Source organism: Blattabacterium cuenoti (assembly GCF_014251995.1).
In the GTDB taxonomy this organism is placed as follows: domain Bacteria; phylum Bacteroidota; class Bacteroidia; order Flavobacteriales; family Blattabacteriaceae; genus Blattabacterium; species Blattabacterium cuenoti_AE.
The window spans coordinates 392,949-418,649 of sequence record NZ_CP059205.1 but is presented as its reverse complement, the minus strand read 5'-3'; the positions used below and the strand labels follow the sequence as shown (position 1 = coordinate 418,649).

The following is a 25,701-nucleotide window of genomic DNA, read 5'->3' as shown; positions in this document are numbered from 1 at the left end:
TATGATAGATAAAAAAGCCAAAAACAAAAATAATTTTTTTTGGATATATGCAGTTATATTTGCTATATTTATTGGTATATTTTTTTTTAAATCCTCTTTTTCAGATCCGAAAAAAATAGATCAGGATACTTTTTTTGATATTTTATCTCGAGGAGAAGTTAAAAAAATTATAGTTAAGCATAAAGAAATCGTGCATGTTTTTTTAAAAAAACAATTTTTATATTCTTCTAATAAAAAAGATTCAATAAATATTCCTCTTCTTGATAAAGGAAATGAAAAGAAATTTATTCCTAAATCATTACAATATGAATTTGAAATAGGAGATTTACAATTTTTCCAAAAAAAATTTGAGGAATATAAAAAAAAGTATAGTCTAGACACTATCATTGATTTTAAAAATCAACAAGAATATACAATATCAAAATTTTTTTTCGATTATGGTATATTTTTTATATTGTTAATTATATTTTGGATTTTTCTTTTTAGAAGAATAGGTTCTGCAAGTGGAGGTCCCGGAGGTCAAATATTTAATATAGGAAAATCTAGAGCAAGATTATTTGATGAAAATGATAATGTAAAAATTACATTTAAAGATGTTGCAGGGCTTGAAGGAGCAAAAGAAGAAGTTCAAGAAATAGTAGAATTTTTAAAAAGTCCTCAAAGATATACTAAACTTGGAGGAAAAATCCCTAAGGGGGCTTTACTTATAGGTCCACCAGGAACTGGAAAAACTTTATTAGCAAAAGCGGTGGCTGGAGAAGCTAAGGTTCCGTTTTTTTCTTTATCGGGATCAGATTTTGTAGAAATGTTTGTAGGAGTAGGAGCTTCTAGAGTAAGAGATTTATTTGAAAAAGCTAAAGAAAAATCACCATGTATAATATTCATTGATGAAATTGACGCTATAGGAAGAGCAAGAGGAAAAAGCAGTATAGCTGGATCAAATGATGAAAGGGAAAATACTTTGAATCAATTGTTAACAGAAATGGATGGATTTGGAACTAATACAAATGTCATTGTACTGGCAGCAACAAATAGATCAGATATTTTAGATAAAGCATTACTTCGTCCCGGACGTTTTGATAGGACCATATTAGTAGATCCTCCTGAGTTAAATGAAAGGAAAGAAATATTCAGAGTTCATCTTCAAAAATTGATATTATCTACTGATGTTGATATAGATTTTTTATCTAGACAAACTCCAGGATTTAGTGGAGCAGATATAGCAAATGTTTGTAATGAATCGGCACTGATTGCAGCAAGAAAAAATAGATCTAAAATAGAAAATCAGGATTTTCTAGATGCAATAGATCGTATTATAGGAGGTTTAGAAAAGAGGAATAAAGTTATTAAACCAAATGAAAAAAGAAGAATAGCTTATCATGAAGCAGGCCATGCAACAATAAGTTGGTTATTAGAACATGCTGCTCCTCTAGTAAAGGTTACTATAGTACCAAGAGGAAGATCCTTAGGATCCGCTTGGTATCTCCCAGAAGAAAGACAACTTACTACACCAGAACAAATGAAAGATGAAATTTGTGCGTTATTAGCAGGAAGATCAGCTGAAGAAATTATTTTCAGTAGTATTTCTACAGGAGCATTAAATGATTTAGAAAGGGTTACTAAACAAGCTCAATCTATGGTGGCTATTTTTGGATTAAATGAAAGGATTGGAAATATTTCTTATTATGATTCAACTGGACAAAATGAATTTTCTTTTTCTAAACCTTATAGTGAAAAAACAGCTCAAATTATAGATGAGGAAATATCTAAAATTATAACAGAGCAATATCAAAGAGCTAAAGATATATTAAAAGATAATGAGAAAAAGTTATCTATTTTAGCTAACGAATTATTAGAGAAAGAAGTAATTTTCAGAGAAGATTTAAAAAAAATATTTGGAGATAGACCTTATCCCGATGAAATTGGAGATATGTTAAGCAATATTTCTTAATTCATTTTTAAATAAAATTTAATCAATGAAAAAAAAAAAAAAATTTAATCTTCTAACAAGGCTTTTTACCGGATTAATTTATATTTCTTTGGTTATTTTTTCTATTGAAAAAGGAGAAAAAACGTTTAGAATTATGATGATGATATTATCTTTTTTATGTTTATTCGAATTCCTAATAATATCAGGAACTGATACTATATTAACTAAAATAGTTTCTTTATTTTTTTTATCTTCTATAATTATGGATTTTTTCTTAGAAAAAGGTCATATTTTATATATTATATGTTTTATCCCTTATTCTGTAACTTTTTTTATTATCCAACTTTTTTTAAAAAAAAAATCTTATAAAGAAAGAATAGTACAAATTGGAAATTTAATTTTTGGTTTTGTTTATATTATAATTCCTTTTTATTTAGCTTCTTATATATATACATATGGAAAAAAATTAATTTTAGGAATTTTTATTTTAATATGGATAAATGATTCATTATCCTATTTAGTTGGAAAAAGATGGGGTAGAATAAAAATAGCTACGTCTATTTCTCCTAAAAAATCTGTAGAAGGATTTATTGGAGGATTTTTATTTTGTTCCGCTACAGGTTTTTTTTTATATAAAATATGGGATAAAGAATATTGGATAATTTTATCTTTTATAGTTTCTATTTTTTCTACTATTGGAGATCTTATTGAATCTCTTATTAAGAGATCTTATAATGTAAAAAACTCAAGCATTTTTTTTCCGGGACATGGAGGATTTTTAGATAGATTGGATAGTTTTATTATTGTTATTCCAGTTATAACAACAATAATAATTAGTGTAGTATATTTTTTTTGAAAAAAGACATTAACAATGATTATTCATAAAGAAGGATTTTTATTTTTATTTTATTCTTTTATGATAATATTATTATTGATATTCATATCTTTATCGATATTTTCTATCGTAACTTCTTGTTGTATAACGACTTTATTAATAATATTTTATATTTTTTTGATTTCTTTTTTTAGAAATCCTAAAAGATATTTTTATGATAAAAATCCTTCTAGTAAAGAAATGGTTATTTCTCCTGCTGATGGAAAAATAGTTAAAATAAAAAATGTTTTTGAACCTGAATTTTTAAAAAAAAATTGTATATGCATTTCTATTTTTATGTCTCCTTTAAATGTTCATGTTAATAGATTCCCTGTATCTGGGAAAATAATATATACTAAATATTATCCTGGTAAACATTTTTTGGCTTGGGTTGATAAATCATCATTAAAAAATGAAAGAACGACTGTTGTTATAGAAACAAATAAAGGGAAAAGAATTTTACTTAGACAAATAGCTGGATTCTTAGCTAGACGTATTATTCTTTATGCAAAGAAAAATTCTTTGGCAAAAAGAGGAGAAGAATTTGGGTTTATTAAATTTGGATCTAGGGTAGATATTTTTTTACCTCTAAATTCTTCTCTATTAGTGAAAGAGGGAGCAAAAGTTTATGGAGGAGAAACCAAAATTTCTATTCTTCCATCGTCATAATCGTTATAACAGACATAAAATAATTTTTTTATTATTTTACTTCTTCATAATCTACGTCTTGTACATTTTCATTTCCTTTATCTTTATTATTTATTTTTTCATTATTTTCCTTTTCATTTTTATCTGATTTGCTATTATCCTTATTTTTTGAATAAAGTTCTTGAGATGCATTAGCCCAAGCTTCATTAAGTTTTTTTGTTTTTTCTTCAATAGAAGATAAATCTTTTTTAGAATAAGCTTCTTTTAATTCTTCTAGAGAAATTTTTATATTTTCTCTATTGTTTTCTGACAATTTATCTCCATGATCTTTTAGTTGTTTTTCGGATTGAAAAATCTGATTATCTGCTGCATTTAACTTTTCTATTTCTCTTTTTATTTTTTCATCTTTCTGAGCATTTTCTTCCGCTTCTCTCTTCATTTTTTCTATTTCTTCTTGATTCAATCCTGAAGAAGTTTCAATACGTATTGATTGTTCTTTTCCAGTCCCTTTATCTTTTGCAGAAACATTTAATATTCCATTTGCATCTATATCAAATGTAACCTCTATTTGAGGAATTCCTCTTGGAGCTGGTGGAATATCTATTAAATCAAATCGGCCTATTTCTTTGTTATCATTAAACATAGGTCTTTCTCCTTGTCCAACACGTATGGTTACTGCTGATTGGTTATCAGCGGCTGTAGAAAAAACTTCTGATTTTTTAGTGGGAATTGTAGTATTTGATTCTATAAGCTTTGTGAAAACTCCTCCTAAAGTTTCAATTCCTAAAGATAAAGGAGTTACATCTAATAATAATACATTTTGTACATCTCCGGTTAAAACACCTCCTTGTATAGCTGCACCAATAGCAACTACTTCATCAGGATTAACTCCTTTGGATGGTTTCTTTTTGAAGAAATTTTCTACTTCTTCTTGCACTTTTGGAATGCGTGTGGATCCTCCTACTAGAATAACCTCATCTATATTATTAGTGGTTAAATTTGCATCTTTCAAAGCTTTTGAACAAGGAGTGATAGAACGTCGTATTAGTTTTTCTGATAATTGTTCGAATTTTGAACGAGTTAATGTAATAACTAAATGTTTAGGTCCGGAATCTGTTGCCGTAATATACGGTAAATTGATTTCTGTTTGATTAGAAGAAGATAGTTCTATTTTTGCTTTTTCAGAAGCTTCTTTTAAACGTTGTAAAGCCATGGGATCTTTTCTAAGATCTAGTTTTTCTTTAGATTCAAATTCATTTGCTAGATAATCAATTATTACTTGATCGAAATCATCTCCGCCTAAATGAGTATCTCCATTTGTGGAAAGAACTTCAAAAACACCATCTCCTAGTTCTAGAATAGAAACATCAAAAGTTCCTCCACCTAAATCATATACAACTATTTTTTTATTTTGATTACTCTTATCTAATCCATAAGCTAATGCAGCTGCAGTAGGTTCATTAATAATTCTTTCTACTTTTAATCCTGCTATTTCTCCAGCTTCTTTAGTAGCTTGCCTTTGCGCATCGTTAAAATAAGCAGGAACTGTAATTACAGCTTTATTAACTTCTTCTCCTAAATAATCTTCAGCTGTTTTTTTCATTTTTTGTAAAATCATTGCTGATATTTCTTGAGGAGCATACAACCTTTTATCTATATCTACTCGTGGAATGTTATTCCCTCCTTTTATAATTTTATAGGGAATATGTTTTAATTCTTCTGTTACTTCAGAATACATTCTTCCCATAAATCGTTTAATTGAAAATATAGTTTTTTGTGGATTGGTTACTGCTTGTCTTTTTGCTGGATCTCCTATTTTTCTTTCTCCTTCTTTTACAAAAGCAACTATAGATGGAGTTGTTCTTTTCCCTTCTGAATTAGGTATAACAACTGGATCATTAATTTCCATAACAGCCACACAAGAATTTGTTGTTCCTAAATCTATTCCTATAATTTTACTCATTTTTATTTCGTTTTTTCTATATAAATAGTTAAATAGTTATTCAAATTAGTCTTTCAATCATTATGCCATAATAAAAAAATAACCTAAAATAATAGAATATATTATATAATAATAAAATTTCACAAGGAAAAAATTTTTTCATGACAAAAAGTCATTTATTATAAGTATTTTTAAATTTTTTATATTAATAAAGATAAAAATTTATGGATTTTTTAAGTTTAAAAACAACTTCGATCAAAAAGAAATTAATAATAAGATCATGGATAATAATGGATGCAACTAATCAAATTCTTGGAAGATTTTCTTCCAAAATAGCTTATCTAATACAAGGAAAACACAAACCATTTTTTTCTCCAAATGTTAATTGTGGAGATCATGTTATTGTAATTAATTCAAACAATATCAAACTTACAGGAAAAAAATGGATTAATAAAAAATATATTCATTATACTGGTTATCCAGGTGGAAAAAAAATAACTACTGCAAAAAATTTATTTGACAAAGATTCTAGTATTCTAATATATAAATCTGTAAGAGGAATGCTTCCTAAAAATCGTTTAAGACGTTTGATTATGAAGAATTTACATATATATCATAAATCAACACATAATCATCACTCTCAAAAACCTAAATTTTTATAAAAATTTTAAAATAATATAAAAATCAAAAATCATGATTTATCATACTATAGGAAGAAGAAAAAGATCTATTGCTCGTGTATATTTGAAACCAGGAAATGGGTTAATAACTATTAATCATAAAAATTTAGATAAATATTTTCCAAAATATGTGCATCATAAAATTTTATATCCGATTAAGATTATTGATAAACTAAATCAATTTGATATAAATATAAAAGTACTAGGTGGAGGATTTAATGGACAAGCTGAGTCCATTAGTCTTGCAATATCCCGTTCTCTCTGTAAATTGAATTTAGATTATAGAAAAAAATTAAAATCAGAAGGTTTATTAACTCGAAATTCTAAAGAAGTTGAGAGAAAAAAATTTGGTCAAAAGAAAGCAAGAAAAAAATATCAGTTTTCAAAACGATAGACATTATTTTTATGATGATTATAGATATATAAATTTTTTTAAAAAAAATTAATTTATGAAAATTAATACTCAGGATCTTTTAAAAGCTGGTGTTCATTTTGGGCATATTGCACGAAAATGGAATCCCAATATGCGTCCTTTCATTTTTATGAAGAAAAAAGGGATTCATATTATAGATTTGTCAAAAACAATTGAAAAGTTACAAGAAGCTTGTAAAGGATTACAAAAAATAGTAATAAACGGAAAAAAAATATTATTAGTTGGAACTAAAGCTCAAGCTAAAGAAAAGGTTCTTTTCTATGCAAAAAGTGTAAATATGCCTTGTGTAACAGAAAGATGGTTAGGAGGGTTTTTAACAAATTTTGCAACTATTAGAAAATCTGTTAAAAAGATGAATGGAATAGAAAAAATGAAAAAAAATGGAACATTTAATACATTGTCAAAAAAAGAAAGATTATTATTTGATCGATTATATGGAAAATTACATAAAACTTTAGGAAGTATTTCAAACATGAATCATATACCAGGAGGTATTTTTCTAGTGGATCCAAATAAAGAGAAAATAGCCTTAACAGAAGCTAAAAGGTTACATATTCCTATATTTGCGATGGTAGATACCAATACAAATCCACATGGAATTCAGTACCCTATTCCATCTAATGATGATTCTTCCAAATCTATAGATATTATTTTAAAATTTATAACAAAATCTATTCAAGATGGAATTTTAATTGGAAGAAATGAACGTGAAGAAAAAAATTACATAAATAAAAAATTATGAAAATTTCTATTCATCAAATTAATAAACTTAGAAAGTTAACAGGAATTGGGATAATGGATTGTAAAAAAGCCTTAACCCTTACTAAGGGAAATATAGATGAGGCTATTTATTTTTTAAGAAAAAAAGGGAAAGAAATTTCGATTACACGTTCTTCGTTTCAAATGAAAGATGGAGCTGTTATTTCTTCTGTGAACGCTGATTATACTTCTGGAACAATTATAGGGATTAGTTGTGAAACTGATTTTTTATCTAAAAGTCATGAATTTTTAAATTTTTTATTAGAGCTCTCTAAAAAATCTTTAAATTCCTTTTCTAAGGAAGGTTTTTTAGAAAGTTTTTTTTCTAAAAAAGAACTTGTTAAAGATGCAATTTTTAGAAAAATGGCAATAGTAAAAGAAAAATTAGAATTAAAAATCTTTGAAAGAGTAGATTCCCCATTTGTTATAGATTATACTCATAATAACCATAAAATTTCAACATTAATTGGATTCTCTTCTAAAATTAATAAATCTCCAGCTAGAAATATAGCAATGCATGTTACAGCAATGAACCCATTATCTATTGATGAAGATGATATACCGAATACAATAGTAGAAAAAGAAATAAATTTTATTAAGGATCAAATAAAAAAAGAAAAAATAAGATCAGAAGATATAAAACAAAAAATTGTAGAAGGTAAAATACAAAAATTTATCTTTAATAATACTCTTTTAAATCAAAAATTTATAAGGAATAATAAAATAAATGTTAAAGAGTATTTAAATCAATTTGATAATAAAATAAAAATAAATTTTTTTAAAAGAGTAAAAATTTGATCTTAAGAGACTTAAATGAATGAAAAAATTAATGTTAATAATTTTGGATGGATGGGGAATTTCTACATCTGATAATTCTTTTTCTTCTGCTATAAAAAAAGCTAATACACCATTTATAGATTATTGTTGTAATAACCATCTTTTTAGCAAATTACAAGCCTCAGGGATTTATGTGGGATTACCTAAAGGTCAAATGGGGAATTCTGAAGTAGGACATATGAATTTAGGATCTGGTCAAAAAATTATTCAAAATTTAGAAAGAATAAACCTCTCAATTGAAAATGGTTCTTTTAAAAAGAAATTGAATTCTATTTTTGATGAATTGTCTTTTCCCAGAAAAAAAATTCATTTTATTGGGTTATTGTCTGATGGAGGAATTCATTCACATATAAATCATCTTTTTTATATACTTAAAATAGCATATGAAAAAAAAATAAAGAATATTTATATACATGTTTTTACGGATGGAAGAGATACTTCTCCAAAAAGAAGCATTTTTTACATAAAAAAACTTTTAGAAAAAATTAAAAAATACGGGGGTAAATTATCTACTGTTATTGGAAGATATTATTCAATGGATAGAGATTATAGGTGGGAACGAACCAAACAAGCGTATGATGCAATGGTTTTTTCAAAAGGAATTTATACTAAAAATGTTTTTTCTTCTATAGAATCTTTTTATAAAAATGGAATAACAGATGAATTTTTTCCTCCACTGATAATTACTGATGATAATGGAGATCCTATCTCAAAAATAAAAAATGGTGATATTGTTTTGTGTTTTAACTTTCGATCAGATCGTTCTAGACAAATAACAGAACTTTTAACTGGAAAAAAATCGTTTAAGAATATAAAAAAAACTAATTTATCAAATTATGTAACTATGACTTGTTTTAATTCTAAGTATGAAAAAGTTCATGTTATTTTTAAAACAAATTATCTGAGAGAAACATTGGGAGAAGTTTTAGAAAAAGAAGGAAAAAAACAAATACGAATAGCTGAAACAGAAAAGTATCCACATGTAACTTATTTTTTTTCCGGAGGTAAAGAAACTCCTTTTCAAGGAGAAACTCGGATTCTTTGTCCTTCTCCAAAAGTATCTACTTATGATTTAAAACCTGAAATGAGTGCAAGAAATATTATGGAGAAAATTATTCCTGAATTGAAGAAAAATAGTTTTGATTTCATTTGTTTAAATTTTGCAAATCCAGATATGGTAGGTCATACTGGAAAAATGAAAGAAACTATAAAAGCCTGTGAATATGTTGATCTATATACAAAATTTTGTTCTGAAGAAGCAATAAAAAATTCATATACAGTTATTATAGTGGGAGATCATGGAAATGCAGATTATATGATTAATCTTGATGGAACTCCTAATACATCTCATACTACTTCTTTAGTACCCTTTATTCTTTTAGACAAAAAAATAAAAAAACAAAATACTATTTTAAAAAAAATAGGATCTTTATCAGATGTAGCTCCCACTATTCTTCAATTGATGAAACTTCCTATTCCAAATGTAATGAATGGAATTTCTATGATAGAAAAACAGAAAATATAGAAAAAATTTGATTTTGATACATTTAAAGAGTACTGAGGAAATAATTTTAATTAAAAAAAGCGCTTTTTTAGCTTCTAAAACATTAGGTTTCCTAGCTAAGGAAATTAAACCTGGTGTAAGTACTATTTATTTGGATAAACTTGCGGAAGACTTTATACGGGATCATGGAGGAAAACCCGCTTTTTTAGGTCTGTACGACTTTCCAAATACATTATGTGTTTCTCCAAATTATCAGGTAGTTCATGGAATTCCTAATAAATCTTTTTTGCGAGAAGGAGATATATTATCTGTTGATTGTGGTGTTTACATGAATGGGTTTTATGGAGAACATGCTTACACTTTTGAAGTAGGTACAGTTTCTGAAAAAACGAAGCAATTTTTAAATTGTTCTAAACAGTCTTTATACATTGGAATTTCCAAATGTAAAAATGGAAATAAAATTGGAGATATAAGTAGTTCTATACAATCTTATGTTGAAAAACATGGATATAGCGTTGTAAAAGATTTTGTAGGACATGGAATTGGGAAAAAAATGCATGAGGATCCTCAAGTTCCTAATTTTGGGAAAAAGGGAGAAGGAATGTTATTAAAAAATGGATTAGTGCTTTCCATAGAACCTATGGTAAATTTAGGAAATTCAGAAATTGTTCATCATAAAGATGGATGGACTATAACTACTTTAGACAAAAAAATTTCTTCTCATTATGAACACAATGTAGCTATTGTTGATGGATCTCCTTGCTTACTTTCTACATTTAGTTTTATTTATAAAGAATTGAATATTCAATCTTCCGAAGAAGAGTTATTTCAAAACAAAAAAATTAATTTTTAATATTAAAAAAATTATTAATTTTTATATTGTATTAATTGTATTATTTTATTAAATAACATAATTTGCGTCTTAAATATTTAGAAATAGAAGAAGACTAGAATATGCCTACTATACAACAATTGATTAGAAAAGGTCGTGTTTCCGTGCCTAAAAAAAGAAAATCTATTGCATTAGGATTTTGTCCTCAAAGAAGAGGTGTGTGTACAAGAGTTTATACCACAACTCCAAAAAAACCAAATTCAGCTATGCGAAAAGTAGCTCGTGTTCGTTTTACAAATGGAAGAGAAGTAATTAGTTATATAACAGGAGAAGGACATAATCTTCAAGAACATTCTATAGTTTTAGTTAAAGGAGGTAGAGTCAAAGACTTACCAGGAGTAAAATACAAAATAGTTAGAGGAGCTCGTGATACAGCTGGAGTAAATGGGAGAAAAAAAAGTAGAAGTAAATATGGGGCTAAAGTAGTAAAAAAAGATTGAGTATAATGAGAAAAGTTAAAAAAAGAAGAAAAATATATTTACCTGATCCAAAATTTAATGATCCTCTTGTGACTCGTTTTGTAAATCACATAATGAAAAATGGGAAAAAAAATGTGGCCTATAAAATATTTTATGATGCTTTAAAAAAAATAGATTCAATAAAAAAAGAAAAAGAAGAAAAATCATCATTAGAAATATGGAAAAAAGGATTAAAAAACGCGATGCCTTATGTAGAAGTCAGAAGTCGTCGTATGGGGGGGTCTAATATTCAAGTACCTGTTCCTATTTCATCTAATAGTAGAATAACGAAAGCTATGAAATTATTGATATCTTGTGCTTCTATTAGAAGTGAAAAAACTATGGCAAATAAATTAGCATCTGAGATATGGGACGCATTTCAAGAACAAGGAGAAGCTGTTAAAAGAAAGGAAAATATACACAAAATGGCTGAAGCAAATAAAGCTTTTTCACATTTTAGATTTTAGTTGTTCAACTTTATGAAAAAAGATTTAAGATATACAAGAAATATAGGTATTGCTGCACATATCGATGCAGGAAAAACAACTACTACAGAAAGAATTTTATTCTATACAGGAATTAATCATAAAATAGGAGAAGTTCATGATGGGGCAGCTACTATGGATTGGATGTTACAGGAACAAGAACGCGGAATAACTATAACTTCTGCAGCTACATTTTGTGAATGGATATATAATAATAAAAAATATCAAATTAATATCATTGATACTCCAGGTCATGTAGATTTTACTGTAGAAGTTGAACGATCAATGAGGGTTTTAGATGGTATGATAGTTTTATTTAGTGCTGTTGATGGTGTAGAACCTCAATCTGAAACAGTATGGAGACAAGCAGATAAGTATGAAATACCTAGGATAGCTTTTGTGAACAAAATGGATAGACAAGGTGCTGATTTTTTTAATGTTTGTTACCAAATAAAAAAAATTTTAGGAGGAAATTCTGTTCCATTACAACTTCCTATTAAAAGTGGAGATGATTTTGTAGGGGTAGTGGATTTGATAGCAAACAAAGCAATAAAATGGGATGAAAAAAATTATGGAATGACATATAAAGAACATCCTATTCCAAATGAAATGAAGAGTTTAGTCAACGATTATCATAATCAACTTATTGAAACTTTGTCTGAACATGATGATGTAATTATGGAAAAATTTTTATATAATAATTATTCTATATCAGAAAGTGATATTATTCATTCTTTGCAAAAGAATACAATAAAAATGAAAATAATTCCTATTTTATGTGGTTCTTCTTTTAAGAATAAGGGGGTACAATCTGTATTAGATGCTGTATGTAGATATTTACCTTCTCCTTTAGAAGTAAAGGATATAATTGGAATTAATCCTATTAATCAAAAAAAAGAAATAAGAAAGCCTAATGAAAATGATCCTTTTTCTGCATTAGCTTTTAAAATAGCGAGTGATCCTTTTGTAGGTCGGTTAGCTTTTTTTAGAGTATATTCCGGAAAAATAAAATCTGGTTCTTATAGTTTTAACGCAAGATCTGGTAATAAAGAACGCATTTCTAGAATATATCAAATGCATGCAAATAAGCAAAATCCAGTAGAAAAAATTGGGGCAGGAGATATAGCTGCAATAGTTGGATTTAAAGATATAAAAACAGGCGATACTTTATGCGATGAAAAATATCCAATTTTATTGGAAAAAATATCATTTCCTGATCCAGTTATTGGATTAGCTATTGAACCTAAATTCAAATCAGATATTGATAAAATGAGTTTAGCATTATCTAAACTGATGGAAGAAGATCCAACATTACAGGTTAGAACTGATTATTATACAGGACAAACCATTATTTCTGGAATGGGAGAACTTCATTTAGAAATTATTGTGGATCGTATGAAAAGAGAATTTAAAGTTGAAGTTAATCAAGGGAATCCACAAGTAGAATATAAGGAAGCTTTAACTAATTCAGTAGAACATAGAGAAATTTACAAAAAACAAACAGGAGGAAGAGGAAAATATGCAGATATATTATTTAGATTAGAACCTGGAGAAATTGGAAAATCTGGATTAACGTTTATCAATAAAATAAAAGGAGGAAATATTCCTAAAGAATATATTCCTTCTATAGAAAAAGGATGTAGAGAAATGATGAAAAATGGACCTCTATCTGGATATGAAATAGATAGTGCCAAGGTGACAATTTTAGATGGATCATATCATTCTGTTGATTCAGATCAACTTTCTTTTGAAATAGCAGGTAGACTAGGTTTTAAAGAAGCCTCTAAAAAAACTAATCCTGTTTTGTTAGAACCTATTATGAAATTAGAAGTAATTATTCCAGAAGAAAATATGGGTGAAATAATAGGAGATATAAATCGAAGAAGAGGAACGATTCAAAATATGATAACCCGTAATAATGTAAAAGTAATTCAAGCTTTAGCGCCTTTGTCTGAAATGTTTGGGTATGTAACAATACTAAGGACACTTTCTTCTGGTAGAGGAACATCAGTTATGGAATTTTCTCATTATGATATAGTTCCTTCTAATGTAATTAACAATATTATTACAAATAATAGGAATAAAAAGTTAAAAAAATAAATATCTTAAATTATGAGTCATGATATAAAAATAAAATTGAAATCTTATGATTATAACCTGTTAGATAAGTCTGCTGAAAGAATTGTTAATTCGGTTCTTCCTACGGGTGTAATATTAAATGGCCCCGTTCCTTTACCAACCGAAAAAAAAGTATTTACGGTTTTGCGTTCTCCTCATGTAAACAAGAAATCTAGGGAACAATTTTTTCTTCCTACTCATAAAAGACTTTTGCAAATTCATAATGCTTCATCTAAAACAGTAGATGCATTAATGAAATTAGAATTACCTAGTGGTGTTGAAGCGGAAATAAAAGTGTAAAAAATGTTTGGATTAATTGGAAAAAATATAGGAATGACATCTATTTTTTTAGATGATGGAAAAAATGTTCCTTGTACTGTTATTCAGGTAAATCCTTGTTATGTTGTTCAAATAAAGAAAATAGAAAATGATGGATATTTTTCAGTACAAATTGGAACAGATGATAAAAAGGTAAACAAAACTAATAAACCTTTATTAGGTCATTTTAAAAAAGCCGGACTGTCTCCAAAAAAAAAGTTGTTAGAGTTTAGAGAAAGTTCTTTTTCTTCTTTTATTTTGGGGGAAAAAATAAATATGGATATTTTTAAAGAAGGAGAATTAGTTGATATTAAAGGGGTTTCAAAAGGAAAAGGATTTCAAGGAGTAGTTAAAAGACATAATTTTTCAGGAGTGGGGGAAAGAACTCATGGTCAACATAATCGTTTAAGATCTCCTGGATCTATAGGAGCAGGATCTGATCCTTCACGTGTTTTTAAAGGCAAAAAAATGGCTGGAAGAATGGGGAAAATAAATGTTACTATTAAAAATTTACTAATATTAAAAATAGATTTTCATAAAAATTTAATAATTTTAAAAGGATCGGTTCCAGGAAATAAAAATTCATATTTAATGATTAAAAAGAAAAAATGGAATTAATAATTTTAGATTTTAAAGGGAATTCAACTAATAAAAAGGTGGAGTTTGATGAAAATATTTTTTTTAAAAAGTCGTATAGTCATTCTATATATTTAGAAATAAAAAGATATTTATCGGCTCAACGTCAAGGGACTCACAAATCTAAAGAAAGAAGTGAACTATCTGGAAGTACAAGGAAATTACATAGGCAAAAAGGAACTGGTGGGTCTAGAAAAGGAGATATCAAAAATCCTATTTTTAGAGGAGGAGGAAGAGTATTTGGCCCAAAGCCAAGGAAGTACTCTTTTAAAATAAATAAACAAATAAAAAACAGAGTAAAAAAATATATCATTGAACAAAAATTGATACAAAATCAAGTAAAAATTGTTGAAAATTTCAATTTAGAAACTCCGAAAACTAAGTTTTTTTCTAAATTTTTAGAATCATTAAAATTAAAAAATAAAAAATCATTGATGATTCTTGGAGAAAAGAATAATAATTTATATTTATCTTCTAGGAATTTAGAAAATTTTAAATTATTAAATGTAAATGAATTAGATTGTTTTTCTTTGTTAAATTTTCCGAATATTATTTTTTCCGAAGATTCAATAAAAAAAATTAAAAATTTTCTATCCGTTAGTGTAAGTTAGTTTTAGTTACAGCTTAAAATTAGAATGTTATGATTTTAATTAAACCCATTTTTACAGAAAAATCTAATAGAATGAATAGAAATAATTTTTATATTTTTTCTGTTCATATAAATTGTAATAAAATTCAAATAAAGAAAGAAATAGAAAAAATATTTGGAATTTTTGTAAAGGATGTAAGAACTATGATTTATCCTAGAAAGGATAAATCTAAATATACAAAAAAAGGATTTATTTTTGGAAAAACTAATAAAATAAAAAAAGCTATTATTAAATTTGAAGAAAATCAAAAAATTGATTTTTATAGAAAAAAAGAAAAAGAAAATTAATTTTAATGTCGATTAAAAAATTAAAACCAATTACACCTGGACAACGTTTTAGAATAGTAAATCGTTTTGATCAAATTACAAATTGTAATCCTGAGAAAACTCTAGTTAAAGGAAAATGTAAATCTGGAGGACGTAACAATACTGGGAAAATGACTATGCGTTATTTTGGAGGAGGACATAAAAGAAAATATAGAAAAATAGATTTTAAAAGAAAAAAATTTGGAGTTCCTGCTATTATAAAATCTATAGAATACGATCCTAATCGATCTTCTTTTATATCTTTACTTCATTATAAAGATGGAGAAAAAAGATATATTATTTCTATAAATGGTTTTAAGGTAGGACAAGAAATTATTTCTGGTGAGAATGTTCCTCTTAGAATAGGGAATTCAACTTTTTTAAGCAAAATTCCTTTAGGGACTAATATTTCTTGTATAGAAATCAAACCAGGACAAGGGGCAAAAATAGCAAGAAGTGCAGGTTCTTTTGCCCAATTATTTGCTAAAGATGAAAAATACGCAACTATTAAACTTCCTTCTGGAGAAATACGAATGATAATGGTGAAATGCATGGCTACAATTGGAGAAATTTCAAATGCTGATCATCAATTAGAGAAATATGGAAAAGCTGGAAAAAAAAGAAATTTTGGAAGAAGACCTAGAACTAGAGGAGTCGCAATGAATCCTGTAGATCATCCAATGGGTGGAGGTGAAGGAAAAGCTTCTGGAGGAATACCAAGAAGTAGAACAGGAAAACCTTCTAAAGGATTTAGAACTCGTTCTAAAAAACGATTTTCCAATAAGTACATTTTACAAAGAAGAAAAAAATAAAGTTTATATGGCAAGATCTTTAAAAAAAGGACCATATGTATCATACAAATTACATAAAAAAGTATTAAAAAATATAAAATCAGATAAAAAGACTATTATCAAGACTTGGTCCCGTCCATCTACTATATTACCTGATTTTGTTGGTCAAACATTTTCTGTTCATAATGGAAAACAATTTATTAATGTATATGTTACTGAAAATATGATTGGACATAAATTGGGAGAATTTGCTCCTACTCGTACTTTTAGAGGACATTCCGGAGCTAAAAATAAATTAAAAACGAAAGGAGGAAAAAATTGATACAGTTATGAAACATGAAACTAATTTGGTTTCAGCTTCTTTAAATGGAGTTAGAAGTTCTCCAAGAAAAATGAGATTGGTAGTTAATTTAATCCGAAATAAAGAGATTTATAAAGCGTTAGATATATTAGAATATAGTAGCAAAAAAAGAATCTCTTTATGTTTAAAAAAATTACTTATGTCTTTATTAGATAATTGGGAGAAAAAAAATAATGATCCATATTTTAAGAAAAATGATGAAGAATATTCTTTATATGTTAAGAAAATACAAGTTAATCAAGGAAAAACCTTAAAAAGGTTACGTCCTGTTCCTCAGGGTAGAGGGCATAGAATAAGAAAAAGATCTAGTAATATTATTGCTTTTTTATCAAAAAGAAAAAAAAATTAATTTTCATTATATGGGACAAAAAACAAATCCAATTGTTAATCGTCTTGGGATTATCATAGGATGGCAATCGAGTTGGTGTAATAATTATAAAGATAGAATACAAGAAGATTTTAAAGTAAGGAGATATTTAGAAGCTCGACTACCTAAAGGGATAATTTCTCGTGTCATTATTGAGAGAACTTTAAAATTTATAACTGTTACTATTCGTACGTCACGACCAGCTCTTGTTATAGGAAAGGGAGGAGATGAAGTAGAAACAGTTAGAAAAGAATTGAAAAAGCTTACTAAAAAAGAAATTCATATAAATATATCAGAAGTCAAACGTCCTGAATTAGATGCGCCATTGGTAGCAAAGAATTTAGTAAAACAATTAGAAAACAGAGTTTCATATAAAAAAATAATTAAATTGTCTATTATTTCTGCTATGAGAATGAATGCTCAAGGAATAAAAATTCAAATTTCCGGAAGATTAAATGGATCAGAAATGGCTAGGTGTGAAAGTTATAAGGAAGGTAGAATTTCTCTTGGAACTTTTCGAGCCGATGTAGATTATCATGTAGCTGTAGCTCATACTGTTTATGGAAGTATAGGGATTAAAGTATGGATTATGAAAGGAGAAATTTATGGAAAAAGAGAATTATCACCTTTATTAGGAATAAAGAAAAAACAAAGGGGAAATAGAAATATTCATAGAAAAAAAAAATAAATTCTACATATTTTCATCATGCTTCAGCCAAAAAGAACAAAATATAAAAAAAAACAAAAAGGAAGAATTAGGGGAAATTCTAAAAAAGGAATTTTTCTTTCTAGAGGATTGTATGGAATAAAATCTTTGGAAGGTTCTTGGATTACTTCTAGACAATTGGAAGCAGCTAGAATAGCCGCTACTAGATATATGAAAAGAGAGGGAAAATTATGGATTAATATTTTTCCAGATAAACCTGCTACAAAAAAACCACAAGAAGTGCGTATGGGAAAAGGAAAAGGACCTGTTGAATTCTGGGTTTCTGTAGTTAAGCCTGGAAGAATTTTATTCGAGATTGATGGAATAGAAATGAAAATAGCAAAAGAAGCTTTAAGATTAGCTGCTCAAAAACTTCCTATTAAAGTAAAATTTATTGTTTCTAATGAAATAAAAACATGAATAAATTGAAAATTAGTGATTTATCAATTGATGATTTAACTAAAAAAATTAAGTCCAATAAAAGTGATTATCAAAATATAAAATTTTCTCACTATATAAAAAGTCATAAAAATCCTATTTTAATTAGAATCTTAAGAAGGAAAATAGCTCAGTTAAAAACTGAGTTAAATAAAAAAATAAAGGAAAAAAGTAATGAGAGAAGATAAAAACATTGTTAAAGAAAAATTTAGAAAAAGTAGAAAACAAAAAAAAGGAATAGTTATAAGTGATAAAATGAATAAAACTATTTTAGTTTCTGAAACTAAGAGAATAAAACATAAGTATTACGGAAAAAGTATTATAAAGAAAAAAAAATATATGGCTCACGATGAAAAAAATATTTCTAAAAATGGAGATGAAGTTAAAATTATGGAAACACGTCCTTTGAGTAAAAATAAATGTTGGAGATTAATCTCTATTTTGAAAAAATCTAAATAATTATTATTTATGTTGCAACAAGAATCGATTTGTAAAGTATCAGATAATACTGGAGCTAAAGAAGCTCTAGTAATTAGAGTCTTAGGCGGAACTAAAAAGAGATATGCTTCTTTAGGAGATTCTATAGTTGTTACTATAAAAATAGCTGTTCCTGGAGGTAGTACAGTAAAAAAAGGACAAGTTTGTAGAGCTGTTGTTATTAGAACAAAATATAAAAAAAGAAGAAAAGATGGTTCTTATATAAGTTTTGATGATAACGCTTGCGTTTTAATTAATGATTCTGGAGAAATGATAGGAACGAGAGTTTTTGGGCCTGTAGCAAGAGAACTTAGAGAAAAAGAATATATGAAAATTATATCTTTAGCACAGGAAGTTTTATAAAAAAATTTTTATTTTTTGTAAACATTATGAAGAAAAAAATAAGAAAAAAAGATAAAGTATTAGTTATTTCAGGAAATTATAAAGGAAATAAAAGTTTTGTTATAAAAATATTATCTAAAAAAAATAAAGCAATTGTTAGTGGTTTAAATATGGTAAGAAAACATTCAAAACCTAATGTTAAACTTCCTAAAGGAGGGATTGTAGAGAAAGAAGCCCCTATTCATATATCAAATTTGAAAAAGTTAAAAGAATGAAAAATGCATCAACCTAATCTACAAAAATTATATAAGGAGAAAATAATTCCAAATTTAGTAGAAAAATTTGGATATAAGTCTGTAATGGAAGTTCCTAGATTAATAAAAATAGTAGTTCATCAAGGAATTGGATTATCTATTTTAGACAAAAAAATAATAGATTTTTCCATTAAAGAAATAACAAATATAACGGGGCAAAAAGCTATTTTTTGTTATTCTAAACATGATGAGTCTGGATTTAAGTTAAGAAAAGGAACACCTATAGGTGTTAAGGTAACTTTACGAAGAACAAAAATGTTTGAATTTTTAGAAAGATTGATTTTTGTTTCTTTACCTAGAGTAAGGGATTTTAATGGAGTTAAAGAAAGTAGTTTCGATGGACAAGGAAATTATAATATTGGTATTGTTGAACAAGTAATTTATCCGGAAATAAATATTGATGAGATAAGAAAAAATATGGGAATGAATATTACATTTGTAACTTCTTCTAAAAATGATATAGAAGCTAAAACTCTTTTATCTTTTTTTGGAGTACCTTTTAAAAGAAAATAGAAAATAAAAAAATGGCTAAAGAATCAGTTAAAGCAAGACAAAAGAAAAGGGAAAAATTAGTAATGAAATACGAAAGTAAAAGAAAAATGTTAAAGAAATCAAAAAATTATGATCTCTTACAAAGATTGCCTAAAAATTCATCTCCTGTACGTTTGAGAAATAGATGTTCTATTACTGGAAGATGTAGAGGATATATGCGGCAATTTGGAATTTCTCGTATTGTTTTTAGAAATTTAGTTTCTCAGGGGCTTATTCCTGGGGTAAAAAAAGCGAGTTGGTAATTACTTATTATAAATCAATTTTAAAATTGGAGATATTTTTAATTTATGGACACGATTGCTGATTTTTTAACCAGAATTAGAAATGCTAGCCTAGCGAAACACAAGATTTTGGAAGTTTCTTTTTCTAAAATAAAAGAAGAAATTTCTAAAGTTTTATTTCAAAATGGATATATTCTAGGTTATAAAATAATAGAAAATAAAAAATTTATTAAAATAGCTTTAAAATATTGTGAAAAAGAGACGTCTGTTATACAAAAAATAATAAGAGTAAGTAAACCTGGACTTAGAAAATATTGTAAATACAAGAACATACCTCGTGTATTAAATGGATTAGGAATTGCTATAATTTCAACTTCTTATGGAGTAATAACAGATAAACAAGCAAAAAAGAAAAAAATAGGAGGAGAAATATTATGCTATGTATATTGATTAATAATTAATAATGATATTATGTCTCGAATTGGAAAAAAACCTATTTTTATTCCTGATAATGTAAAGATAAAAATATTTGATAATGAAATATCTATAAAAGGGAATTTAGGATCTTTAAGTCAAAGAATTTCTAGGAACTTAGAATTAAGCTTACGTAATAAAAAATTAATAATTACTAGAAATCAGGAAGATAAAAAATCTAAGTCTTTACATGGGTTATATCGTGTTATAATTCAAAATATGATCATTGGAGTAACAACAGGATTTATGAAAGAATTGGAATTAGTAGGAGTTGGGTATAGAGCTTCTTACAAAGAAAATATTTTAGATCTAAATTTAGGTTATTCTCATAACATTATGGTACAAATTCCTGAAGATATTTTTTTAGAAATAAAATCGGAAAAAGGTAAAAATACTGTCTTAATTTTGAAATCATATAATAAACAATTATTAGGAATAATAGCAGCAAAAATTAGATCTTTTAGAATTCCAGAACCGTATAAAGGAAAAGGAATAAGATATTTGAAAGAAGAAGTTCGAAAAAAAGTAGGGAAATCAGCTTAATGGTTTTTAATTTTAATATTAAATATTTTTTTATGAAAAAAAGGAAATGTAAAAAGATTTTTGGAAAATTAAATAGACCTAGAATTTCTGTTTTCAGAAGTAATAAAGGAATTTATGTTCAAGTTATAGATGATGTTAATAGAAAAACTTTAGCATCATCATCTTCAAGAGAAAAAGTATTTAGTAATTATAAAAAAACAAAAAAGGAATTATCTGTTGAAGTTGGAAAGCTACTTGGAAATAAATTAAAGAAACTGAAAATAAATAAATTAGTTTTTGATAGAGGAAAATATTTATATCATGGAAGAGTTAAATCTTTGGCTGATGGAATTAGGGAAGTTGGATTAGAATTTTAATTAAAATAACATGTCCAAAATAAAACATACGGAATTGGAATTAAAAGAAAAGTTAGTTGGCGTTACAAGAGTTTGTAAAGTAACTAAGGGAAGAAGATATTTTAGTTTCAGTGCTATTATTGTAAAAGGAAATGAAAGTGGGGTAGTAGGATATGGATTTGGAAAATCAAAAGAAGCTCCTGATGCAATTCGTAAAGCAGGAGAACAAGCAAAAAGGAATCTTTGCAAAGTTTGTATTTGTAATGGAACTATTCCTCATTCTCAGGAAGCTAAATATGGAGGAGCGCATGTTCTTATTAGACCGGCATCTGAAGGAACTGGAATTATAGCCGGTGGAGCTTTGAAGGCGGTTCTTGAAGCTGTAGGATTAAGAAATGTTATGTCAAAATCTAAAGGATCTTCTAATCATCATAATATTATCAAAGCTACAATCAAAGCTTTAAGTAAGATGAGGGATGTTTATATTATTGCAAAGCAAAGGGGAATTACTATAAAAAAGGTGTATAATGGATAATAATATTTCAATATTTAATATCAATCAAATATCCCCAAAATTTGGGGCTAATAAAAAAAAGTTAAGATTGGGAAGAGGTCAAGGATCTGGAAAAGGAGGAACCTGTGGTAGAGGGCATAAAGGTGCAAAATCCAGATCTGGATTTTCTAAAAAAATAGGATTTGAAGGAGGACAGATGCCTATTCAAAGAAGAACTCCAAAATTTGGTTTTAAAAGGCATCACTTGAAGAAAAAATTTTCTTTAATTAATTTAGATACAATTCAAAACTTTGTAAATCAAGGAAAAATTAAAAATATTGTTAACAAAGATATTTTAATAGAAAAAAATTTAATTGGAAAAAAGAAATTGATAAAAATTTTAGGAAGGGGAAAACTTCATACTTCATTAAAAATATTTGCATCAAAATTTAGTAAGAAAGCTTTATTAAATATAAAAGAATCTGGGGGAGAAGCTATATATGAATAATTTAGTAATTAATGATAAAAAATTATTGTTATGAATAATTTTTTAATGTTCTTTCCTAAAATTTGGAATATTAAAGAATTAAGGAAAAAAATAATAATAACTGTAAGTTTATTATTAATATATCGTTTTGGATCTTATATACCTATTCCTGGAATTAATCCGTTAGGAATTAGTGATTTTATGGAGAAATTTAATTCAGGATCCAAAGGATTGATGCAAATATTATCTTCTTTTACTGGTGGTGCTTTTAATCGTGCTTCAATTTTTGCTCTAGGGATTATGCCTTATATATCTGCTTCTATCATTGTTCAATTAATGTGTATAATTATACCTTCTTTACAAAGATTACAAAGAGATGGAGAAAGTGGTAGAAAACAAATTAATCTTATTACAAGATGGTTAACAGTAATGATATGCTTAATACAAGCACCTATATATCTTGTTTCTTTAACAAAACAATTTATTCCTTTTTCATCAGATTCTTTTAAAAATACTTATTTAATTGATATAGATACAGTTTATGGAAAAAGTATTTTTTGGACTATAGGAATAATAATCTTAACTTCCGGAACCTTGTTCACTATGTGGTTAGGGGATAAAATTACAGATAAAGGGATAGGAAATGGAGTCTCTTTAATTATTATGTCTGGAATAATAGCACGTTTTCCTGATGCTATAACTAAAGAAATTCTTTCTAAAATAGAAATTAATAATGGAGGATTAATAATTTTACTTATAGAATTTTTATTATGGATGTTAGTTATTTTATTTACTATTTTAATAATTCAGGCTATTAGGAAAATACCAGTTCAATATGTTTCTCATTATAGATCTTTTAATTTTGAGTCTCCATCGATTTATAAAAAACATCAATTCATTCCGTTAAAAATAATTTCTGCTGGAGTTATGCCTATTATATTTTCTCAAGCTATCATGCTTTTTCCATTAACTTTTTTTGAATATGTGAATAATATCAATATTAAAAATTTTCTTCATCTATTTCAAGATATTTATGGATTTTGGTATAATCTAGCAATTTTTCTATTAGTAATAGTTTTTACTTTTTTTTATACAGCTATTACAATTCCAGTAAATCAAATGGCCGATGATTTAAAAAGAAACGGAGGATATATTCCAAGTAAAAAACCTGGAAAAGAAACAGCTAAATATATAGATCATATTTTGTCTGTAATTACATTTCCAGGAGGAATTTTATTAGCAATAATTGCCATTTTACCATCTATAGTTTTTCGGTTGGGGATTACTCAAAATTTCGCTTTATTTTATGGAGGAACTTCATTATTAATTGTGGTAGGAGTTTTCTTAGATGTTTCACAACAAATCAACATTTATTTGTTGAATTATCATTATGACGGTTTGATGGTAATGAAAAATCGTTATAAATGTACTAAATTATAATTTTTTGTGTATATTATTATGTATTGTTGTTGTATGTAATATAAATATACGTTATTGGAAATTATTATATGGCTAAGCAAAAACATATTGAAGTTGATGGAGTGATTATAGAATCTTCTCCAAATGCAATGTTTCGTGTTGAATTAGAAAATGGATGTATTGTAAAAGCTCATATATCCGGGAAAATGAGAATGCATTATATAAAAATATTACCAGGAGATAAAGTAAGATTGGAAATGTCATCCTATGATTTAGAAAGAGGTAGAATAACTTATAGATATTGATATTAGATAATAAATATTTTTAATTATGAAAGTAAGAGCTTCTTTAAAAAAAAGAACTGCAAATTGTAAAATTGTAAGTAGAAAAGGACGTTTACGAATTATTAATAAGAAAAATCCTAGGTTTAAGCAGAAACAAGGTTAAAATTTAATAATTGTATAATAATTTAAAAAAAGTATAATTTTATGAAAAGATATGGCCGTTAGAATTTCGGGAGTAGATATTCCTCTTTCTAAAAGAGGAGTTATAGCTCTCACTCATTTATATGGAATAGGAAAAAGTATTTCGAAAAAAATTTTATTTTCTGTTAAAATAAATGAAAATAAAAAAGTTAAAGATTGGTCTGATAGTGACATTAGTAAAATAAGGAAATTTATATCTAATAATATCAAAATTGAAGGTGAATTGAGGTCTGAAATACAATTCAATATAAAACGATTAATGGATATTGGATGTTACGTTGGAACAAGACATAGAAAAGGATTACCATTAAGAGGACAAAAGACAAAGAATAATTGTAGAACTAGAAAAGGGAAAAAGAAAACTGTAGCGAATAAGAAAAAAGTTACAAAGTGATAAAATAATTTCTATGGTAAAATTATCAAGTAAAAAAAGATCTGTAGTTGTTGATCCTGTAGGAGAGGCTCATATTCAATCCACTTTTAATAATATTATTATAACTTTAACAAATAAAAAAGGCGAAGTAGTTGCATGGTCTTCTGCTGGAAAAATGAATTTTAAAGGATCTAAAAAAAATACACCTTATGCTGCTCAAATGGCAGCTGAAAATGTGGCAAAAAAAGCTATCAATGCAGGAATTAAAAAGGTGGAGGTAAAGGTAAAAGGACCTGGTGCTGGAAGAGATGCCGCTATACGAGCTTTAAGTAATTCAGGAATTATTGTAACAATGATAAAAGATATAACACCTTTACCACATAATGGATGTCGTCCTCCAAAAAGAAGAAGAGTATAAATATTTTTGTATGGCAAAATATATAGGTCCTAAAACTAGAATTTCTAGAAGATTTGGAGAATGTATATATGGAGAAGATAAATATTTTGAAAGGAGAAGATATCCATCTGGACAACATGGAAACAGTCGTCGAAGAATGAAACGTTCAGAATATTTTCTGCAATTAATAGAGAAACAAAAAGCGAAATATATTTATGGGATATTGGAACGTCAGTTTGAAAATCTATTTTTAGAATCTTCTAAAAAAAAAGGAATTACAGGAGAATTGTTATTGCAAGCATGTGAAAGCCGTCTTGACAATATAGTTTTCCGATTAAAATTTGCTCCATCTAGATCTTCTGCACGTCAGATAGTTTCTCATAGGCATATTATGGTAAATAATCGTATGGTAAATATTCCATCATTTAGATTAAAACCTGGAGATAAAATAGGAGTAAGAAAAAAATCTAAAAATCATCCAGTTATATTAGAATCTATTAAAAAAAAATCAGGACCTTTAGTTGAATGGTTAATTTTAGATGAAGATAATATGTTAGGTATTTTTAGAGTAATGCCAAAAAGAACACAGATTCCTGAAAATATTAAAGAACAATTCATTGTTGAATTGTATTCAAAATAACAAAATTTGATTATACA

Annotated in this window: 39 protein-coding genes; 38 read left to right on the top strand and 1 reads right to left on the bottom strand. The window is 26.7% G+C overall.

Annotated features, from left to right (window positions below):
- Position 1 precedes the first annotated feature (1 nt).
- From ftsH to H0H51_RS01990, 3 genes are read left to right on the top strand one after another with little or no spacing between them, the layout of a single operon-like run.
- Positions 2–1,951: an ATP-dependent zinc metalloprotease FtsH gene (gene ftsH / locus H0H51_RS02000; protein WP_185876661.1), complete on the top strand. Its 1,950-nt coding sequence runs from the start codon at positions 2–4 to the stop codon at positions 1,949–1,951.
- A 25-nt stretch (positions 1,952–1,976) separates the two neighbouring features.
- Positions 1,977–2,786, top strand: a complete 810-nt coding sequence (locus tag H0H51_RS01995; protein ID WP_185876660.1) for a phosphatidate cytidylyltransferase — start codon at positions 1,977–1,979, stop codon at positions 2,784–2,786.
- An 18-nt stretch (positions 2,787–2,804) separates the two neighbouring features.
- Positions 2,805–3,473: a phosphatidylserine decarboxylase family protein gene (locus H0H51_RS01990; RefSeq protein WP_185877125.1), complete on the top strand. Its 669-nt coding sequence runs from the start codon at positions 2,805–2,807 to the stop codon at positions 3,471–3,473.
- Between the two features lie 31 nt (positions 3,474–3,504).
- Here H0H51_RS01990 and dnaK read toward each other — a convergent pair whose 3' ends face one another.
- Complete coding sequence (gene dnaK, locus H0H51_RS01985) at positions 3,505–5,415, bottom strand: molecular chaperone DnaK (RefSeq protein WP_185876659.1); 1,911 nt, start codon at positions 5,413–5,415, stop codon at positions 3,505–3,507.
- Between the two features lie 203 nt (positions 5,416–5,618).
- On the opposite strand from dnaK, the gene rplM reads away from it, so the two are divergent.
- The 35 genes from rplM (at position 5,619) to rpsD (ending at position 25,684) form a co-directional block, all read left to right on the top strand.
- The gene (gene rplM / locus H0H51_RS01980) at positions 5,619–6,056 is read left to right on the top strand and encodes a 50S ribosomal protein L13 (protein ID WP_185876658.1); all 438 of its coding nucleotides are present in this window, start codon (positions 5,619–5,621) and stop codon (positions 6,054–6,056) included.
- Between the two features lie 31 nt (positions 6,057–6,087).
- Entirely contained in the window at positions 6,088–6,468 is a 381-nt protein-coding gene (gene rpsI / locus H0H51_RS01975; RefSeq protein WP_202983815.1) for a 30S ribosomal protein S9, read from the top strand.
- Positions 6,469–6,523: 55 nt separating this feature from the next.
- The gene (rpsB, locus tag H0H51_RS01970) at positions 6,524–7,249 is read left to right on the top strand and encodes a 30S ribosomal protein S2 (protein WP_185876657.1); all 726 of its coding nucleotides are present in this window, start codon (positions 6,524–6,526) and stop codon (positions 7,247–7,249) included.
- A complete protein-coding gene (gene tsf / locus H0H51_RS01965; protein WP_185876656.1) occupies positions 7,246–8,064 on the top strand; it encodes a translation elongation factor Ts in 819 nt (272 codons plus the stop codon). The genes rpsB and tsf overlap by 4 nt, the downstream gene beginning before the upstream one ends.
- A gap of 19 nt (positions 8,065–8,083) precedes the next feature.
- Positions 8,084–9,628 carry a 2,3-bisphosphoglycerate-independent phosphoglycerate mutase gene (gene gpmI, locus H0H51_RS01960; protein WP_185876655.1) on the top strand — a complete coding sequence of 515 codons (1,545 nt, stop codon included), beginning with the start codon at positions 8,084–8,086 and terminating at the stop codon, positions 9,626–9,628.
- Between the two features lie 13 nt (positions 9,629–9,641).
- Positions 9,642–10,460 (top strand): type I methionyl aminopeptidase, encoded by an 819-nt coding sequence (gene map / locus H0H51_RS01955; RefSeq protein ID WP_185876654.1) that lies wholly within the window; start codon positions 9,642–9,644, stop codon positions 10,458–10,460.
- 101 nt (positions 10,461–10,561) lie between these two features.
- Positions 10,562–10,939, top strand: a complete 378-nt coding sequence (gene rpsL / locus H0H51_RS01950) for a 30S ribosomal protein S12 (RefSeq protein WP_185876653.1) — start codon at positions 10,562–10,564, stop codon at positions 10,937–10,939.
- 5 nt (positions 10,940–10,944) lie between these two features.
- Complete coding sequence (rpsG, locus tag H0H51_RS01945; RefSeq protein ID WP_185876652.1) at positions 10,945–11,424, top strand: 30S ribosomal protein S7; 480 nt, start codon at positions 10,945–10,947, stop codon at positions 11,422–11,424.
- A 12-nt stretch (positions 11,425–11,436) separates the two neighbouring features.
- Positions 11,437–13,542, top strand: a complete 2,106-nt coding sequence (gene fusA, locus H0H51_RS01940) for an elongation factor G (RefSeq protein WP_185876651.1) — start codon at positions 11,437–11,439, stop codon at positions 13,540–13,542.
- Between the two features lie 12 nt (positions 13,543–13,554).
- Complete coding sequence (gene rpsJ, locus H0H51_RS01935; protein ID WP_185876650.1) at positions 13,555–13,860, top strand: 30S ribosomal protein S10; 306 nt, start codon at positions 13,555–13,557, stop codon at positions 13,858–13,860.
- Positions 13,861–13,863: 3 nt separating this feature from the next.
- Positions 13,864–14,496 (top strand): 50S ribosomal protein L3, encoded by a 633-nt coding sequence (rplC, locus tag H0H51_RS01930; RefSeq protein WP_185876649.1) that lies wholly within the window; start codon positions 13,864–13,866, stop codon positions 14,494–14,496.
- Positions 14,487–15,125 carry a 50S ribosomal protein L4 gene (gene rplD, locus H0H51_RS01925; RefSeq protein WP_185876648.1) on the top strand — a complete coding sequence of 213 codons (639 nt, stop codon included), beginning with the start codon at positions 14,487–14,489 and terminating at the stop codon, positions 15,123–15,125. Before rplC ends, rplD begins: the two co-directional genes overlap by 10 nt.
- Positions 15,126–15,154: 29 nt before the next feature.
- The gene (gene rplW / locus H0H51_RS01920; protein ID WP_185876647.1) at positions 15,155–15,451 is read left to right on the top strand and encodes a 50S ribosomal protein L23; all 297 of its coding nucleotides are present in this window, start codon (positions 15,155–15,157) and stop codon (positions 15,449–15,451) included.
- A 5-nt stretch (positions 15,452–15,456) separates the two neighbouring features.
- On the top strand, positions 15,457–16,281 hold the full coding sequence (gene rplB / locus H0H51_RS01915; protein WP_185876646.1) for a 50S ribosomal protein L2: 825 nt from the start codon (positions 15,457–15,459) through the stop codon (positions 16,279–16,281).
- A gap of 7 nt (positions 16,282–16,288) precedes the next feature.
- Entirely contained in the window at positions 16,289–16,582 is a 294-nt protein-coding gene (gene rpsS, locus H0H51_RS01910; RefSeq protein WP_185876645.1) for a 30S ribosomal protein S19, read from the top strand.
- A 7-nt stretch (positions 16,583–16,589) separates the two neighbouring features.
- Positions 16,590–16,970, top strand: coding sequence for a large ribosomal subunit protein uL22 (locus tag H0H51_RS01905; RefSeq protein ID WP_185876644.1), 381 nt, complete (start codon positions 16,590–16,592; stop codon positions 16,968–16,970).
- Between the two features lie 10 nt (positions 16,971–16,980).
- Positions 16,981–17,676 carry a 30S ribosomal protein S3 gene (gene rpsC, locus H0H51_RS01900; protein WP_185876643.1) on the top strand — a complete coding sequence of 232 codons (696 nt, stop codon included), beginning with the start codon at positions 16,981–16,983 and terminating at the stop codon, positions 17,674–17,676.
- 18 nt (positions 17,677–17,694) lie between these two features.
- A complete protein-coding gene (rplP, locus tag H0H51_RS01895) occupies positions 17,695–18,114 on the top strand; it encodes a 50S ribosomal protein L16 (RefSeq protein WP_185876642.1) in 420 nt (139 codons plus the stop codon).
- Entirely contained in the window at positions 18,111–18,320 is a 210-nt protein-coding gene (gene rpmC, locus H0H51_RS01890) for a 50S ribosomal protein L29 (RefSeq protein WP_185876641.1), read from the top strand. Before rplP ends, rpmC begins: the two co-directional genes overlap by 4 nt.
- The gene (gene rpsQ, locus H0H51_RS01885) at positions 18,307–18,591 is read left to right on the top strand and encodes a 30S ribosomal protein S17 (protein WP_185876640.1); all 285 of its coding nucleotides are present in this window, start codon (positions 18,307–18,309) and stop codon (positions 18,589–18,591) included. The genes rpmC and rpsQ overlap by 14 nt, the downstream gene beginning before the upstream one ends.
- 9 nt (positions 18,592–18,600) lie before the next feature.
- Positions 18,601–18,972, top strand: coding sequence for a 50S ribosomal protein L14 (gene rplN, locus H0H51_RS01880; protein WP_185876639.1), 372 nt, complete (start codon positions 18,601–18,603; stop codon positions 18,970–18,972).
- Between the two features lie 26 nt (positions 18,973–18,998).
- Positions 18,999–19,226: a 50S ribosomal protein L24 gene (gene rplX / locus H0H51_RS01875; RefSeq protein WP_185876638.1), complete on the top strand. Its 228-nt coding sequence runs from the start codon at positions 18,999–19,001 to the stop codon at positions 19,224–19,226.
- Positions 19,227–19,229: 3 nt separating this feature from the next.
- Complete coding sequence (gene rplE, locus H0H51_RS01870; protein ID WP_185876637.1) at positions 19,230–19,778, top strand: 50S ribosomal protein L5; 549 nt, start codon at positions 19,230–19,232, stop codon at positions 19,776–19,778.
- Positions 19,779–19,789: 11 nt separating this feature from the next.
- Positions 19,790–20,059, top strand: a complete 270-nt coding sequence (rpsN, locus tag H0H51_RS01865; protein WP_185876636.1) for a 30S ribosomal protein S14 — start codon at positions 19,790–19,792, stop codon at positions 20,057–20,059.
- A gap of 45 nt (positions 20,060–20,104) precedes the next feature.
- Positions 20,105–20,488: a 30S ribosomal protein S8 gene (gene rpsH / locus H0H51_RS01860; protein ID WP_185876635.1), complete on the top strand. Its 384-nt coding sequence runs from the start codon at positions 20,105–20,107 to the stop codon at positions 20,486–20,488.
- Positions 20,489–20,509: 21 nt separating this feature from the next.
- Positions 20,510–21,055 carry a 50S ribosomal protein L6 gene (rplF, locus tag H0H51_RS01855; protein ID WP_185876634.1) on the top strand — a complete coding sequence of 182 codons (546 nt, stop codon included), beginning with the start codon at positions 20,510–20,512 and terminating at the stop codon, positions 21,053–21,055.
- Positions 21,056–21,087: 32 nt separating this feature from the next.
- Entirely contained in the window at positions 21,088–21,411 is a 324-nt protein-coding gene (rplR, locus tag H0H51_RS01850) for a 50S ribosomal protein L18 (RefSeq protein WP_185876633.1), read from the top strand.
- A 10-nt stretch (positions 21,412–21,421) separates the two neighbouring features.
- Positions 21,422–21,925, top strand: a complete 504-nt coding sequence (gene rpsE, locus H0H51_RS01845) for a 30S ribosomal protein S5 (RefSeq protein WP_185876632.1) — start codon at positions 21,422–21,424, stop codon at positions 21,923–21,925.
- Positions 21,918–22,391 (top strand): 50S ribosomal protein L15, encoded by a 474-nt coding sequence (gene rplO, locus H0H51_RS01840; protein WP_185876631.1) that lies wholly within the window; start codon positions 21,918–21,920, stop codon positions 22,389–22,391. The genes rpsE and rplO overlap by 8 nt, the downstream gene beginning before the upstream one ends.
- A 30-nt stretch (positions 22,392–22,421) precedes the next feature.
- A complete protein-coding gene (secY, locus tag H0H51_RS01835; protein WP_185876630.1) occupies positions 22,422–23,810 on the top strand; it encodes a preprotein translocase subunit SecY in 1,389 nt (462 codons plus the stop codon).
- A 68-nt stretch (positions 23,811–23,878) separates the two neighbouring features.
- Positions 23,879–24,094, top strand: coding sequence for a translation initiation factor IF-1 (gene infA / locus H0H51_RS01830; RefSeq protein WP_185870866.1), 216 nt, complete (start codon positions 23,879–23,881; stop codon positions 24,092–24,094).
- A gap of 25 nt (positions 24,095–24,119) precedes the next feature.
- The gene (gene rpmJ, locus H0H51_RS01825) at positions 24,120–24,236 is read left to right on the top strand and encodes a 50S ribosomal protein L36 (protein WP_185850180.1); all 117 of its coding nucleotides are present in this window, start codon (positions 24,120–24,122) and stop codon (positions 24,234–24,236) included.
- Positions 24,237–24,287: 51 nt separating this feature from the next.
- Positions 24,288–24,668 carry a 30S ribosomal protein S13 gene (gene rpsM / locus H0H51_RS01820; RefSeq protein ID WP_185876629.1) on the top strand — a complete coding sequence of 127 codons (381 nt, stop codon included), beginning with the start codon at positions 24,288–24,290 and terminating at the stop codon, positions 24,666–24,668.
- 13 nt (positions 24,669–24,681) lie between these two features.
- Positions 24,682–25,065 (top strand): 30S ribosomal protein S11, encoded by a 384-nt coding sequence (gene rpsK, locus H0H51_RS01815; RefSeq protein ID WP_185876628.1) that lies wholly within the window; start codon positions 24,682–24,684, stop codon positions 25,063–25,065.
- Between the two features lie 10 nt (positions 25,066–25,075).
- Positions 25,076–25,684 carry a 30S ribosomal protein S4 gene (gene rpsD, locus H0H51_RS01810; protein ID WP_185877123.1) on the top strand — a complete coding sequence of 203 codons (609 nt, stop codon included), beginning with the start codon at positions 25,076–25,078 and terminating at the stop codon, positions 25,682–25,684.
- Positions 25,685–25,701: the final 17 nt, after the last annotated feature.

Bases quoted from the DNA above. Each gene is read 5' to 3' on its own strand.
- ftsH (WP_185876661.1), top strand. From the start codon at position 2: ATGATAGATAAAAAAGCCAAAAACAAAAATAATTTTTTTTGGATATAT.
- H0H51_RS01995 (WP_185876660.1), top strand. From the start codon at position 1,977: ATGAAAAAAAAAAAAAAATTTAATCTTCTAACAAGGCTTTTTACCGGA.
- dnaK (WP_185876659.1), bottom strand. From the start codon at position 5,415: ATGAGTAAAATTATAGGAATAGATTTAGGAACAACAAATTCTTGTGTG.
- rplM (WP_185876658.1), top strand. From the start codon at position 5,619: ATGGATTTTTTAAGTTTAAAAACAACTTCGATCAAAAAGAAATTAATA.
- rpsI (WP_202983815.1), top strand. From the start codon at position 6,088: ATGATTTATCATACTATAGGAAGAAGAAAAAGATCTATTGCTCGTGTA.
- rpsB (WP_185876657.1), top strand. From the start codon at position 6,524: ATGAAAATTAATACTCAGGATCTTTTAAAAGCTGGTGTTCATTTTGGG.
- tsf (WP_185876656.1), top strand. From the start codon at position 7,246: ATGAAAATTTCTATTCATCAAATTAATAAACTTAGAAAGTTAACAGGA.
- gpmI (WP_185876655.1), top strand. From the start codon at position 8,084: ATGAAAAAATTAATGTTAATAATTTTGGATGGATGGGGAATTTCTACA.
- rpsL (WP_185876653.1), top strand. From the start codon at position 10,562: ATGCCTACTATACAACAATTGATTAGAAAAGGTCGTGTTTCCGTGCCT.
- rpsG (WP_185876652.1), top strand. From the start codon at position 10,945: ATGAGAAAAGTTAAAAAAAGAAGAAAAATATATTTACCTGATCCAAAA.
- fusA (WP_185876651.1), top strand. From the start codon at position 11,437: ATGAAAAAAGATTTAAGATATACAAGAAATATAGGTATTGCTGCACAT.
- rpsJ (WP_185876650.1), top strand. From the start codon at position 13,555: ATGAGTCATGATATAAAAATAAAATTGAAATCTTATGATTATAACCTG.
- rplC (WP_185876649.1), top strand. From the start codon at position 13,864: ATGTTTGGATTAATTGGAAAAAATATAGGAATGACATCTATTTTTTTA.
- rplD (WP_185876648.1), top strand. From the start codon at position 14,487: ATGGAATTAATAATTTTAGATTTTAAAGGGAATTCAACTAATAAAAAG.
- rplW (WP_185876647.1), top strand. From the start codon at position 15,155: ATGATTTTAATTAAACCCATTTTTACAGAAAAATCTAATAGAATGAAT.
- rplB (WP_185876646.1), top strand. From the start codon at position 15,457: ATGTCGATTAAAAAATTAAAACCAATTACACCTGGACAACGTTTTAGA.
- rpsS (WP_185876645.1), top strand. From the start codon at position 16,289: ATGGCAAGATCTTTAAAAAAAGGACCATATGTATCATACAAATTACAT.
- H0H51_RS01905 (WP_185876644.1), top strand. From the start codon at position 16,590: ATGAAACATGAAACTAATTTGGTTTCAGCTTCTTTAAATGGAGTTAGA.
- rpsC (WP_185876643.1), top strand. From the start codon at position 16,981: ATGGGACAAAAAACAAATCCAATTGTTAATCGTCTTGGGATTATCATA.
- rplP (WP_185876642.1), top strand. From the start codon at position 17,695: ATGCTTCAGCCAAAAAGAACAAAATATAAAAAAAAACAAAAAGGAAGA.
- rpmC (WP_185876641.1), top strand. From the start codon at position 18,111: ATGAATAAATTGAAAATTAGTGATTTATCAATTGATGATTTAACTAAA.
- rpsQ (WP_185876640.1), top strand. From the start codon at position 18,307: ATGAGAGAAGATAAAAACATTGTTAAAGAAAAATTTAGAAAAAGTAGA.
- rplN (WP_185876639.1), top strand. From the start codon at position 18,601: ATGTTGCAACAAGAATCGATTTGTAAAGTATCAGATAATACTGGAGCT.
- rplX (WP_185876638.1), top strand. From the start codon at position 18,999: ATGAAGAAAAAAATAAGAAAAAAAGATAAAGTATTAGTTATTTCAGGA.
- rplE (WP_185876637.1), top strand. From the start codon at position 19,230: ATGCATCAACCTAATCTACAAAAATTATATAAGGAGAAAATAATTCCA.
- rpsN (WP_185876636.1), top strand. From the start codon at position 19,790: ATGGCTAAAGAATCAGTTAAAGCAAGACAAAAGAAAAGGGAAAAATTA.
- rpsH (WP_185876635.1), top strand. From the start codon at position 20,105: ATGGACACGATTGCTGATTTTTTAACCAGAATTAGAAATGCTAGCCTA.
- rplF (WP_185876634.1), top strand. From the start codon at position 20,510: ATGTCTCGAATTGGAAAAAAACCTATTTTTATTCCTGATAATGTAAAG.
- rplR (WP_185876633.1), top strand. From the start codon at position 21,088: ATGAAAAAAAGGAAATGTAAAAAGATTTTTGGAAAATTAAATAGACCT.
- rpsE (WP_185876632.1), top strand. From the start codon at position 21,422: ATGTCCAAAATAAAACATACGGAATTGGAATTAAAAGAAAAGTTAGTT.
- rplO (WP_185876631.1), top strand. From the start codon at position 21,918: ATGGATAATAATATTTCAATATTTAATATCAATCAAATATCCCCAAAA.
- secY (WP_185876630.1), top strand. From the start codon at position 22,422: ATGAATAATTTTTTAATGTTCTTTCCTAAAATTTGGAATATTAAAGAA.
- infA (WP_185870866.1), top strand. From the start codon at position 23,879: ATGGCTAAGCAAAAACATATTGAAGTTGATGGAGTGATTATAGAATCT.
- rpmJ (WP_185850180.1), top strand. From the start codon at position 24,120: ATGAAAGTAAGAGCTTCTTTAAAAAAAAGAACTGCAAATTGTAAAATT.
- rpsM (WP_185876629.1), top strand. From the start codon at position 24,288: ATGGCCGTTAGAATTTCGGGAGTAGATATTCCTCTTTCTAAAAGAGGA.
- rpsK (WP_185876628.1), top strand. From the start codon at position 24,682: ATGGTAAAATTATCAAGTAAAAAAAGATCTGTAGTTGTTGATCCTGTA.
- rpsD (WP_185877123.1), top strand. From the start codon at position 25,076: ATGGCAAAATATATAGGTCCTAAAACTAGAATTTCTAGAAGATTTGGA.